8 protein-coding genes and 1 pseudogene are annotated in these 13,191 nt (G+C 37.8%); 3 read left to right on the plus strand and 6 right to left on the minus strand.

The window, feature by feature from the left end; translation table 11 throughout:
• A partial coding sequence (locus AAC155_RS19910) for a DUF4277 domain-containing protein (RefSeq protein WP_223121420.1) occupies positions 1-82 on the minus strand: 82 nt, incomplete at its 3' end.
• A gap of 292 nt (positions 83-374) precedes the next feature.
• On the opposite strand from AAC155_RS19910, the gene AAC155_RS19915 reads away from it, so the two are divergent.
• A complete protein-coding gene (locus AAC155_RS19915) occupies positions 375-506 on the plus strand; it encodes a hypothetical protein (RefSeq protein WP_262405182.1) in 132 nt (43 codons plus the stop codon).
• 604 nt (positions 507-1,110) lie between these two features.
• On the opposite strand, the pseudogene AAC155_RS19920 reads toward AAC155_RS19915, so the two are convergent.
• From AAC155_RS19920 to AAC155_RS19930, 3 genes and pseudogenes are all read right to left on the minus strand, one after another.
• Positions 1,111-1,273 (minus strand): annotated as a pseudogene (locus AAC155_RS19920) (transposase); the annotation flags it as partial.
• Positions 1,274-1,400: 127 nt separating this feature from the next.
• On the minus strand, positions 1,401-3,431 hold the full coding sequence (locus tag AAC155_RS19925; protein ID WP_113043856.1) for a hypothetical protein: 2,031 nt from the start codon (positions 3,429-3,431) through the stop codon (positions 1,401-1,403).
• Positions 3,432-3,433: 2 nt separating this feature from the next.
• A complete protein-coding gene (locus tag AAC155_RS19930; protein WP_113043857.1) occupies positions 3,434-7,921 on the minus strand; it encodes a hypothetical protein in 4,488 nt (1,495 codons plus the stop codon).
• A gap of 470 nt (positions 7,922-8,391) precedes the next feature.
• Between AAC155_RS19930 and AAC155_RS19935 the strand changes: the two genes are divergently transcribed.
• Together AAC155_RS19935 and AAC155_RS19940 are read left to right on the plus strand one after the other, a co-directional pair.
• The gene (locus AAC155_RS19935; RefSeq protein WP_113043858.1) at positions 8,392-9,759 is read left to right on the plus strand and encodes a pyridoxal-phosphate dependent enzyme; all 1,368 of its coding nucleotides are present in this window, start codon (positions 8,392-8,394) and stop codon (positions 9,757-9,759) included.
• Positions 9,760-9,776: 17 nt separating this feature from the next.
• Positions 9,777-10,931 (plus strand): trans-sulfuration enzyme family protein, encoded by a 1,155-nt coding sequence (locus tag AAC155_RS19940; RefSeq protein ID WP_113043859.1) that lies wholly within the window; start codon positions 9,777-9,779, stop codon positions 10,929-10,931.
• A 91-nt stretch (positions 10,932-11,022) separates the two neighbouring features.
• Here AAC155_RS19940 and deoD read toward each other — a convergent pair whose 3' ends face one another.
• Positions 11,023-11,739 carry a purine-nucleoside phosphorylase gene (gene deoD, locus AAC155_RS19945; protein WP_113043860.1) on the minus strand — a complete coding sequence of 239 codons (717 nt, stop codon included), beginning with the start codon at positions 11,737-11,739 and terminating at the stop codon, positions 11,023-11,025.
• A 78-nt stretch (positions 11,740-11,817) separates the two neighbouring features.
• Positions 11,818-13,041, minus strand: a complete 1,224-nt coding sequence (deoB, locus tag AAC155_RS19950; RefSeq protein ID WP_113043861.1) for a phosphopentomutase — start codon at positions 13,039-13,041, stop codon at positions 11,818-11,820.
• Between the last annotated feature and the right edge of the window lie 150 nt (positions 13,042-13,191).

Raw genomic sequence — 13,191 nt, forward strand, 5'->3', positions numbered from 1 at the left:
GGGGTAAACCGGCTTCATGACAAAAAGCGGCGATAAGGCCAAGATGATCGAGACGTTTAATGGCAGGTATGGGTGTGGACATATTCGCTTTCCGGCAAATAAAAGTAATAGATCAAAATTGGCGATTACCGTCAACCCCACCGATGTCATCAATACAAAAAACCTGTGTAAGATCACATTATTTTTAAATCAGAAATACGGTGCGGAATGACGGTTTGAGCACTGCCCAGGTTCGCTCTTTATGGCAAAGAATAGCAAATAAAATAGCCCTATTGGGATAAGCAGTAAGTGGCTTTTATACCCTATAGATTTCAAGATGCATCGCGACGGCAAGGGAGCGAATCCCCGGGAGCATAGATAACTATGAGACCGGGGTGAGTGAGTGCAGCCAACAAAGAGGCAACTTGAAAGATGACGGGTATATAAATCAGCCAGTAAATAGCCTGACTATATTAAAGATATCTCTTGATGTTTTCTCGGATAAACCCTCCTTTTCCATGGCTTAAATCCTGCCAAATTAACCGTTTTATCTCTTTTTTATTGCATTATTTTTATAGCTTACGTCTTAAAATGACGGTGAGAAAACATCTCACTTTCAGTTCATTAAAAAACTTTCCCTATCGTGCTGATTTCTTTTCAACTTTCCGTTAATGGTTAATAGGTTTCGATTAAATATCATTAACTATTCTGCTAAAAAGTGGTATTTATTATGTTAAATCAACCTGTTATATAAAAATTTAATCTCTCTGTATTCGTGCTTTTAAATGGTTATGGCAGTAAATAGGCCATCTTTAATCACTCTATACCTTTTAAAAATCTGGCATTAATGGAGTATCTGTTTTTCCCCCTTAGCTGACTAATCACCGATAAAAAGGATTTTACGACCGCTAGAAAAGATTTAATGAATGATATTTACGTTTTATAGCCTATATTTATCCTCCCCATTTTCATTAAATTGGCATTCAGTTTTCTCGTTTTTCCTGTATTTTATTTTTCAGGTTTAAAACTAGATTAGCTAATGGTATTAAAATCAAAACCCATTCTTTTAATCATTTTCAAAATCCCGTTAATCCTGTTAAATGTTTTGAATCAGTTCAGGAATATGTAAAAACTAAGGTTTTTCACCTTTAAGTCCTCAATGACGATCATTGCGTGGTTTTTGCTGGTGGTTTTCGCTGATAGTCATCGTGACTTTATGAAGGTAATCTTTGCGGATATTGGCGATACGGGCATGTATGCGCTGGATTTTGCGTTTCTACTTTTGCCAGTTATTCCCCTCCCGCTTTATGTCAGCGGGAGTACCCTTTCGAAGGAAGAGATGGCACCGTGACTTTTAGCATGGCCTCGGTGCCGCCGGTATAATCCTTCCGCTTTTTCAGAGAAAACCTTTTAATTTTCACCTAGTTTTCAATGTATATCTTAGCTATTTTCTCAAATAAAGAGCTTTTACTAACTTCCCTTAACCTTAATATATCGCTGGTAAAAGAACGTAGGAAAATAGATGTAATATTTTGTTCCATCGCATTTATCTGTTTACCCTCTTTATCCATAGTCAGAATATTATAAATTAAGTTCTCTTTTGCAATCGTTTGATGAGGTGAATTGCATGGTGATACAAAATACAATAAGTCATCTCCCCTCGGTTGAAGATAAATATGTTCATACTGACTATTCTGTTTAGGCGCTAAGTAATAGGGCAAAACTGTTTCAATCGGATTACATACCCTATTCACTAAATTTTCATCTTCCAAGGCATATTCAATATTATCTATTTTCTGATTACCGATGATTCTAGGAATTCTATCCGAGTGATATCGACTAAGACATACTTTTTCAACATTATCAAACAAATAAAAAGAATCATTATAAAGTTTTGATATTTTTTTCATAAACTTGCATTTTTCCCCAAGAGCATCTGCATTATTCACCAGTGAATGCTCATTGATGAAAAGCGTTTTATTATGAATATCAACATCAACTATTGAAGCAAGTATTTCCTTATTTTTCTTATATTCTTCTGGAATCCTAATATACACAAGAGTTATCTTTAAATCAGGAAGATCAATATTTTCAATTTTTTTCTCTTTGAAAATTCTCTCTTTTAACCAAAGTTCACTTTTGATCTTTTGAATTTTTATAATTATTTTATTACTTAATCTTTCCAAGCCGGTCTTCTTATCGTTTTCCACAATATCATTATCTAAATTTATACCCTGAATAACTGTTTCACCTTGCTCTTCAAACCTATAGTGTTTTAATTCCGAATAGTAATCCAATTCAGCATCTTCTATTCCCTTTTCTCCAATATGCTTAAATGCATCCCATGTCGTGTTTTTAATTTCACCCTTGACCAATATACTGGTTTTAGCTCCATCATCCAATGAATTGAGAACTAAATAGTTTTTATTTTTATCCAATGCATTAAAATCTTTAGCAGAAGAATAAGTTAATTCTTTTAGTTCAAATACTTCCTTAATCTCTTTTTCCAAAAACATTTTGGATTTACTATCAGCAGAATGCTTTGGCATTCTGGCATCTATTAATACCAGAGGATGTAATAAATTTTTATTAACCGTGATAAAGTCATGAAGGACATAATCAGCTCTAAAGTATCTTTCATTAAAAGAGATCTCAGCATGATTTAATAGTTCTTTTATTTTTTGTATAATCAAGTTTTGAACATAATTTTTACTATTTCGATATCCTTTCATGAATCGCATAAATTTTTTCTCAGAGTGTTCATTGGTATTGATATTATCTGTGACCTGAAAATTATTTTCTTTAGTTCTAAATAACAATTGAATTTCTTCTGTATTGTATGAATCCACTTTTTTTTCAATTCTAAAAACCTTTCTATGTAAATTTACGACTAATTCTTTTTGATAAAAGAAATGAAAATGTGGATAAAAAGTATCAATTATATTACCTCGTTGTTCTGCTGATAAATAAATTCGTGAATTATAAAATTCAGGTTCTATTTCATAATTCTCTGCAAGTTCTTTCAGAAAAATTCTTTTAATATGCAATCCCACAATCGCAGAAAAAACATTGCATAAAAATTTGCTATTTTCTTCAAGTTTATCAATAAACCCTTTTATGTCATATTCCTGGTCGGAAAGATAAAAAAAGTGAACTGCTTTATTACTCCAAAAACTATCGTAAAACACTTTTTCTGATGGATTTAAATTTAGTTTTTTCCTTATGATTTTTTGTATTTCCTTATCTACTTTAGTATAGAAATCTTTGTCTCTTTCTCCTACTTCTTTAACAAAACTCTTTTGACCGTGAGTAATATATAATCCACTACCATCATCTACTTCAAATAGCTTTTCTATATTAACAGAAATACTCCCGTCAATGTCTAAAATATTAGTTTTAGCTACAGGAGAAACGCCAGAACAATCTTTAGCAATATCAGCTAACTTTATCATTATCAACCACCTTGCAATAAGTTTAAAATTTGTTTATTAATACGAACTTCTTTAACTAACTCACTTCCTGAACCTATACGAAAATCCTGATCATAATCTTGCTTTTTGTTTTCATACCCAAAGTATTCTTTAAATAAGTTAAGATAATAAATTTTACTATCTGAAGATATTTCTTGTTCAAGATTTAATGGGTTATTTTCTATACGAGTATTTAAGTATACGAACTTAACCGATTCATATTTATTATCAATATAACTTAAAATAGTTTCAGCTTTTCTTTGCGCATTATTATGCGTTTTTAAAGATTGATATCTTTTATCTAAAGTAGATGACCAATTTTTTGTATCAACACAAATTAAATGCTTATCCACCTCAATATAAAAATCAAACAACTCATAAGCTTTTTTTCCTATTTTTCCACTCAATAATTTAGGATCTATTGGCTGACAATGATGTAATCTAGCCAAAAGTAAGGTAAATAAATACTCACCAATATTCCCTTTGAGCAATGGAATAAAAAAGGGATGTGGAATGCAATCTTTAAACACATTCTTGCTTAGAATTGTAATTTCTTTTAAAAGATGTGTGACATGTTCATCTTTTCTACCACCAACTCGATTACCAATACCTGAAAATATCCATTCCTTAGGATGATATATTGAATAGCCATGTTCAATATCAGTTAACGTTACTATCCCATCTTCAAGATTTTTAATACTTAACTTTAACTGTGGAGCGGTAGATATATCAATATATAATGCATCAACCGCATCCATCATTGCTTGGTATTTTTGAACATGAGGATTTGATTTCAATTTTTTTACACAGTTTGATGGCGATATCAAACTTTCAATAGATCGAAGCTGTTCATTAAATATAATCGCTTCAACATTATCTTTCCTTGCAACTGAGAGAACCTCTGGAACAAAATCTTCAAAAAATTCTTTAAGTAAAGCCGAATTTCGAGCTATTTCTTTCTCAAATGATTTTCTCTCTTCACACGATTTAAAACTACATATCACTCTTTCTTTTTCGCATAGCCGCATAAAATTATGATTTAATAGAGACATACTCTCCAATATCGGACGATTTTTTTTAATTCGAGTAAATTGATTAAACAGAACTATTCCATCCTCTACAGCACTATCTGGAATAAATATCTCTGTGTTCATCTTCGTATCTTTACGCTCAACGCGCCCAATAGCTTGCATTAAATCTTTTAGTTTAGAAATCATATGCTCACGCATTAAAAACTGGTAATCTTCACCACTAGATAAATTGATATCAAAATCTTTTAGAAATTTTTCTTCATCTGAATCAGAACATTGTTTCATTAACAGCAGATAGTTTTGCAACGAGTGAAGTGTCCTATCATTTGTTTTTTCATCTTTAATGATCGCACTCCAGAATGGTACACTCGTTAATACTAAACGTTCAAAATCTTCCTCAAATAAATCCCCACCTTCTTCTGGATAAGTAAGAAAATAATTTAACCCTGTACCAGCACTTTTATAAGAGGAGAGTAATACAACTTTGGTATTTTCATCCTTTATATGGGTGAAGTCTCTAATATTACACTCTTTACGTAATTCCGCATCAAATAAAATTACACGGATCTTAGGTTTATTTGCAAAAGGTAAATACTCAAATATTTTCCATGAATTATGCACTTTTTTGATATTCTTAATTTTTACTTCTGAGCTGGAAAAATATTTTTTCAATTTGCGCTGAAAGCGGTTACTCAATGCCAAACTCATCGTATGCTTGCCTTGATAAGCAGCAAGGAGCATAGAACAAAGCTGACGTTCGAACTCTATCTTTTGATAGTTATTTAAACTCTTTTTAAAGTTTTTATCCAAACCGTAAAGCTCGTCCCTAAGAAAATTAAATTTTATTTTAAAACTCTCATCAAAATCCTTGCAAAAATCAAATAAAGGAAGATCTGAATTAAATACAGCAAAGTCGATAGTTCTCAGTTCTGCGCGTTTATCCCGCAGAGAAGCCAATAACGCAATATCAGTACCACTTCGCTCAATAATTTGAATATCTAAATTATTTGGTTTACCAGAGCAAAATCGCCGTAAGAAATTACGATTATATTGCCCTGAATAGGTTTCAGCAAAACCTGTCGTCGCACTGAGACAAATTACACTATTTCTTGTGTTATAGAGACTACGGAGCAAAGCCACTTCAGGCTGCTCTTTAATAAGATCAAGAGTAAAATTTATATACGTGAGATTACTTAATGCCTCGTCTTGAAACTCTAACTCTTTCATCCGCTCTATAGTAAATACGGTTTTAGACTGAAAATATGTATAAAAGTGAGAAATCAACATTTCTTCCGACGCAGGATGATCAAACATTTGTTTCAGTTCATTCCTGATTTTTCCTGCTTTCTGTATAAACTTATACATCAAAAAGTTTTGACTACTATCCCCCGCCTGCCTAAGTGATTTAGCAAATTGTGAACGACTAGAAATCTTAGCAGCAGCAGCTAATACTACCATTGCAAGTTGATAAGTATCATGAAGAGAAGGATTTTTATCTCGACTATCCGTAGAATAATATAATTGACAACCACCTCCTCTATGCACAAATTCAATTTTCACCTTCTTTAATGATTCTTCATTAAAAAAACGTTTGGGAGAAAAACTAAATACATTCCTTGTAATATTAATGACTTGCTCAATATCATCACTCTTAATTTGAACAAAATCGATATTGCCAGAAAAAAGCTTAAGTAAAGACTCCAAGTTTTGTTCAATAGTACCTTCTAAAGATAGTTCGCAATTCTTTTTCAAATATTCCTTGATATCATGAATAAATTCATTTTTCTCAGAGAAAAAAGGTAAATATGGTATCTTAGCAACATCAATATCTTTCACTTGTTGTAATAGACGGTAAGTTACCGCAAAAACATGAACAAGTTGTACTTTATCATCAATTAAATTCACACTACGCGACTTTGAAAAAACTCGGTAAGCCTCATGTTCTTCATCAATCACTAATGTAAAACTGATATTGTGTTTCCTAAAATAGTTTTTGTCGTCGATCTTGAAAAACTCTGTCTTTAAATATTCAATTTGTTCTGCAACAGGGGATTCTAAAAAAGCACTTAATATACTGTCTGTGAGTTTCTTTTTTCCACCAATTAAGTAATCAAAAGGAATCGATTTTACAATATATTTACCTACCTTATTTATCCGTGGCATTTTAATCGGTCTGTCAAATTTGCTAGTCGTTGCCAGCAGAATACAAGGCGAAACCATCGCTGCCGCCATAGGTATACAATGAAAGATAATTTCTTTACGCAACTGATCAATCTTGTTCTCTGCTCCCATAATAGCAGGCAGATTAACTGCCGACTCTTGTTGATTTAAAGCAGCCTCTGATAACTCATCAAGCACCCTCGTTAAATTAGATTTATACTTTTTCAGCTGAGCTTCATAATCCTGAATAAGATCATAGTCATCACCCTGCCGTTTTTGTATGAAAATTTGCTTTTCAATACTATCTATCATTCTAACAATAACAGCTAAATTATTGGCTTTCGATGCTAGCGGTGATTTTTTCGCTCTTTTTTCCCATGTTAAATAACGTTCTCTATTCTCTATAATCTTTCCATTACAATCTTCAACCCAATTTATAAAGCTCAAATCTCTCAGATCTTCTTGGCTGTAAAGGCCAAGAAACTCAATGCCTTTTTTCTTCGCCTTTTTAATCAGTTTCTTGTCAAAATCAATTTGTGATTTCTGGGGAGTAACAAATAAAAAATTGGTAAAATCACTGTTTTTCACATTAATCGCAACCGATTCAATGTAACGGCTAAGTACTCCATAACTCTTACCAAAACCCGTTCCGTCATTTGAAAATACCAGTGTTGGGTGATTATTTTGATATACGTTATAGAGCTCAGATAATTGAGCTCTCAGTACATTAATGTCATCTTTAAGATGCTGTGGCGCTCTCTTATTCGCTAAGTAATTAGCAAGGCCGGGTTGTTCTGACATATGAGTTATGCCACACGGCTGATATTTTCCATCTAAGAGAATAATCAATTTTTGGCGATATAATTCTTGTATAATGTTTCTTTTTGATCGATTTAATTGCAGAGAAAAGTGAGTAACAACATCATCTACCAACCATCCCGACTCAAGAAGTTGATTAGCTTCTAAAAATGCCTCTTTATCTTTCTTTGTTAGCGTTTTATAAGATACACATAATGTAAAATCGTCTTTAGAAGCTGTTTTGTCCTTCATCGGCAAAGCGACTTTGCGTGCCTTATCTCTACTTCTTTGGTATAGGAATCCCATTTTTGCAAGCTCAAACATAATGGCCGTAGCTGTCGCTTCATCATGTTTAAGATCTTGTCTAATCTCCTCCAAGATTTGAGCATGTTCATCAACAACATTATCTAACTTCTTAAATAACTCCAATTTCTTATAAGCGATATCAAAAAGTTTTTCTTTTAAGGTTTCAGACCACCTCATTCATAAAATCTCTTCTATTTTATTTTTTCACGATCAAACTCTACACAAAATGCATATGATTTTCCAGAGTAAAAAAATCTCATATCTTAATGACAGTAAACAGGAAGATGTTATTTTAAAATCACAACGGAGACTCCAAGAAACAAGATGAAAATAGCCATCATCTTGTTCATGGAATATTTTTGAAACCTGAATACTTCTTAGATTAATAACTAAGTTATCGAAGTATAAATTGTCGATAAAAATCATCGTTTTTATTCTGATTAGCTCCTGACAGTAAATTAAATGATTTTATTTACCTCACACTTTAATAAATCAGGAAATCTAAACGTCTATACTTCTTCACATCTAAAGTAAAACTAATATATTCCTTTTGGCTATATATGGTTGCTATTCATTCTTTCAAACAAATACATATACAGCGTTATCCTCCATAACTATCTGAATACAACGGATTATCTGGATATGATATGACCACATCACGCTCTGTTCTCGATATGATTGGCAATACCCCGTTGCTGGAGTTAACCCATCTAAATACCGGCCCATGTCAATTATTTATTAAGCTGGAGAATCAAAATCCCGGTGGCTCTATTAAAGATCGCGTTGCTCTTTCCATGATCGAGCAGGCAGAAGAACAGGGGCTACTTCAATCTGGTGGTACAATTATCGAAGCGACTGCTGGTAATACCGGCATCGGGTTGGCACTGGTCGCCGCCCTGAAAGGCTATAAATTGATTCTGGTTGTTCCAGATAAGATGAGCCGAGAGAAGGTGTTTCATCTGCGTGCACTAGGTACCGATGTACGTCTTACCCGTTCTGATGTCAGCAAAGGTCATCCAGAGTACTATCAAGATTATGCCCTACGTCTGGCGCAAGAGATCCCCGGTGCTTATTACATCGATCAGTTCAATAATCCAGCTAATTCAGCAGCGCACACTACCACTACCGGACCGGAAATCTGGCAGCAAATGGACCACAATGTCGATGCAGTGGTGATCGGTGTCGGGTCCGGTGGCACGCTTGGCGGCTTGAGCCACTATTTCGCTCAAGTTTCGCCGGAAACTGAATTTGTTCTGGCAGACCCAAATGGTTCTATCCTGGTGGACTATATCGAACACGGCAAATATGGTGAGGCCGGGAGTTGGCAAGTGGAAGGTATTGGCGAAGATTTTGTCCCTCCTCTGGGCAATTTTAGTCGAGTGCGCCACGCATACCGTGTCAGTGATGCAGAAGCTTTCTCCAGTGCCCGTGATCTGTTGCTAAAGGAAGGTGTGCTGGCGGGTTCTTCCAGCGGAACCTTGCTCGCCGCCGCACTGCGCTATTGCCGAGCGCAAACTACCCCCAAACGTGTGGTTACGCTAGCGTGTGACAGTGGAAACAAGTATCTGTCAAAAATGTTTAACGATTATTGGATGCTAGAACAGGGGTTCCAATCGCGTGTGCTACAGCACGATCTCAGCGATTATATTACTTACCGTTATCAGGATGGCGCTACGGTTTTTATATCGCCAGAAGATACGTTAAAAACGGCACATACCCGAATGCGCTTGTATGAGATTTCTCAATTACCCGTGCTGGAAGGAGGGCAAGTCGTTGGCATCATCGACGAGTGGGATTTGATGCACACCGTGCAGGCTGATCCACGCAATTTTAGCCTGCCCGTTAGCCACGCCATGACTCATCAGGTGAAAACGCTGGATAAGAACGCTTCTTTGCAACAATTGATGGCAACTTTCGACGCCGGACATGTGGCGCTGATCGTCAATAATGACCATTTTCTTGGGCTGGTAACTCGCACAGATGTGCTGAACGCATGGCGTCAGCAACTTAATTGATTTTTAGGAATGATTTTATGACCAAGTTCGATACTAAAACTGTTCACGCCGGCTACACACCAGATCACACTGGTGCGGTAATGCCGGCAATTTATGCAACATCAACTTACGCCCAATCAGCCCCCGGTCAACACACGGGTTATGAATATTCCCGCAGTGGTAATCCGACACGTGACGCTCTGGAAAGCGCGATAGCCGAACTGGAAAACGGTAGCCGAGGCTACGCTTTTAGCTCAGGGCTCGCTGCCAGTTCCACGGTGCTAGAACTCTTGGATAAAGATAGCCATTTGGTGGCAGTCGATGATCTGTACGGTGGTACCTACCGGCTACTCGAAAAAGTACGTAGCCGCACCGCCGGTTTGCGTGTCACTTACGTGGAAGCCAATGACATTACTGGCCTTGAAGCAGCTATTCGTCCCGACACAAAAATGATTTGGGTGGAGACCCCCACCAATCCCTTGCTGAAACTGGCAGATCTGACGGCTATCGCACAAATAGCGCAACGCCACAGTATTATTAGTGTGGCAGATAACACTTTCGCCTCACCATATCTCCAGCGCCCACTTGATCTGGGATTTGATATCGTCGTGCACTCCGCCACTAAATATTTAAACGGCCACTCCGATGTGATCGCCGGGCTGGCAGTTGTCGGAAAAAATGCAGAGCTAGCAGAAAAACTTGGTTTTCTGCAAAACTCTGTAGGTGGTGTGCTCGATCCATTTAGTAGTTTCCTGGTACTACGCGGAATGCGGACACTTGCTCTGCGTATGCAACGCCACATTGACAGTGCATCAAAGATCGCTCACTGGCTGGAACAACAGCCTCAGATCGAAACCGTCTTCTATCCCGGCCTCGCTTCCCATCCACAGCATGAACTGGCGAAACGTCAAATGAAGGGCTTTGGCGGTATGATTTCTGTTCACTTAAACGGTGATGATGATTATGCCCGTCGGTTAATTCAAGAGCTAAAACTATTTACCCTGGCAGAAAGTCTGGGCGGGGTGGAGAGTCTGATCAGCCAACCATTTAGTATGACTCACGCGTCTATTCCATTAGAAAAACGCCTTGCTTCTGGGATCACACCACAGTTGGTACGTATTTCTGTGGGTATAGAAGATGCCGAGGATCTTATCGCCGATTTGGCTCAAGCGTTGGAAAAAGCCACTCAATAAAAAAGCAATGCCAGCCAATTTTTTCAACTGGCTGGCATTTAAATAAAAAGCGGCTCTTTTTATGCAATCAACAGCAAATGTGGAACCAGAATTATTTATCACCCAACAGAACGGATTCCAATGCGATTTCAATCATTTCATTGAAAGTCGTCTGGCGTTCCTCGGCGGTCAGTTTTTCATGAGTGCGAATGTGATCAGAAACGGTACAGATAGTCAGTGCTTTTGCGCCATATTCAGCCGCAACACCGTAAAAACCCGCAGCTTCCATTTCTACGCCCAGAATGCCATATTGTTCCATGATATCGAACAGTTGTGGATCAGGAGTATAGAACAGCTCAACCGAGAAAATGTTACCTACGCGCACATTGATGTTTTTTGCTTTAGCCGCATCAACAGCGTTACGGACCAGATCGAAATCAGCAATCGCCGCAAAATCGTGATCTTTAAAACGTATACGGTTAACTTTGGAATCAGTACATGCCCCCATGCCAATAATTACGTCACGCAATTGAACATCTTGACGTACTGAACCACAGGAACCTACACGGATAAGGACTTTAGCACCAAAATCAGTGATCAGCTCTTTCGCATAGATAGAGCAGGATGGGATACCCATACCATGCCCCATCACAGAAATCGGGCGGCCTTTATAAGTACCGGTAAACCCCAACATGCCGCGTACATCGTTTACCTGCCGCGCATTTTCCAGAAAAGTTTCAGCAATATATTTCGCACGTAACGGATCGCCAGGCATCAGAACAACATCTGCAAAATCACCCATCTCAGCATTAATATGGGGAGTAGCCATAATTAAATTCCTTATATTTTTTTATTTACTGGTTATTTTAGTGATATTTGGCTGCCCAAAAGCAGCCAATCAGTAGGTTCAGAACATTGATTTGCCATATTCCATTGGCGACAGTTCGAAATATTTAGCGACTGTCTGTCCAATATCAGCAAAAGTTTCACGGTGACCCAATGAACCAGGTTTCACTTTTGGTCCATAAATCAGCACCGGAATGTGCTCACGAGTGTGGTCAGTACCAGACCACGTTGGATCACAACCGTGGTCGGCGGTCAGGATTAAAATGTCATCATCTTTCACCCGTTTCAGCATTTCAGGCAGACGACGGTCAAACAGTTCTAATGCCGCCGCATAACCCGGAACATCACGACGATGACCATAAGAAGAGTCGAAATCGACAAAGTTAGTGAATACGATAGTGTTATCACCTGCTTTTTCCATTTCCACCAGCGTTGCATCAAACAATGCATCAATGCCGGTCGCTTTCACTTTTTGCGTAATGCCGACGTTTGCATAGATATCGGCAATTTTACCGATAGAAATGACTTCGCCATTTTTCTCATCGACTAATTTTTTCAGCATGGTAGGAGCCGGCGGCTCTACAGCTAAGTCATGACGATTACCGGTACGCTGGAAATTACCCGCCTTGTCTCCAACAAATGGACGCGCAATAACCCGACCAATGTTGTAACCGCCATCAGTCAACTCTTCACGGGCGATTTCACACAGTTCATATAGGCGATCTAAACCGAAGGTCTCTTCGTGGCAAGCGATCTGGAATACCGAGTCAGCAGAGGTATAGAAAATCGGTTTACCCGTTTTCATATGTTCTTCACCCAACTTATCCAGAATAACCGTACCAGAAGAGTGGCAGTTACCGAGATAACCTGGCAAATTTGCACGCTCTACCAGTTTATCCAACAGTGCCTGCGGAAAGCTGTTCTCTTCATCTTTGAAGTAACCCCAGTCAAATAGCACCGGGACACCGGCAATTTCCCAGTGACCTGACGGTGTATCTTTGCCGGAAGAAAGTTCACTGGCGTAAGCGTAAGCACCAATAATGTCTGCGTCTTTATCCAAACCGACAGGGAAAGTTCCACAGGACTCCTCAGTCGCTTTCCCCAAGCCTAAACGGCTTAAGTTCGGCAAATACAGAGGCCCTTTGCGACCGATATCCGCATCACCACGGGCACACGCTTCTGCAATGTGCCCCAAGGTGTTAGATCCTTGATCACCAAATTTTTCGGCATCTTTACTGGCACCAATGCCAAAAGAATCCAATACCATGATGAATGTACGTTTCATAATTTTCTCCTGCGTCAAATCACGCTATACCCGTTATCTTTCAAATTGCCTCTTTGTTGGCTGCACTCACTTACCCCGGTTACATCGTTCGCTATGCTCCCGGGGATTCACTCCCTTGCCGTCGCGATCCATCTTAAAATCCATAGGGTA

The sequence above is a fragment of the Photorhabdus sp. HUG-39 genome (genome assembly GCF_963878365.1).
Classification (GTDB): Bacteria; Pseudomonadota; Gammaproteobacteria; order Enterobacterales; family Enterobacteriaceae; genus Photorhabdus; species Photorhabdus kayaii.

What these genes read in the sequence shown, in the direction of transcription:
- AAC155_RS19925 (WP_113043856.1), bottom strand. Translation starts at nt 3,431, where the DNA reads ATGATAAAGTTAGCTGATATTGCTAAAGATTGTTCTGGCGTTTCTCCT.
- AAC155_RS19930 (WP_113043857.1), bottom strand. Translation starts at nt 7,921, where the DNA reads ATGAGGTGGTCTGAAACCTTAAAAGAAAAACTTTTTGATATCGCTTAT.
- AAC155_RS19935 (WP_113043858.1), top strand. Translation starts at nt 8,392, where the DNA reads ATGACCACATCACGCTCTGTTCTCGATATGATTGGCAATACCCCGTTG.
- AAC155_RS19940 (WP_113043859.1), top strand. Translation starts at nt 9,777, where the DNA reads ATGACCAAGTTCGATACTAAAACTGTTCACGCCGGCTACACACCAGAT.
- deoD (WP_113043860.1), bottom strand. Translation starts at nt 11,739, where the DNA reads ATGGCTACTCCCCATATTAATGCTGAGATGGGTGATTTTGCAGATGTT.
- deoB (WP_113043861.1), bottom strand. Translation starts at nt 13,041, where the DNA reads ATGAAACGTACATTCATCATGGTATTGGATTCTTTTGGCATTGGTGCC.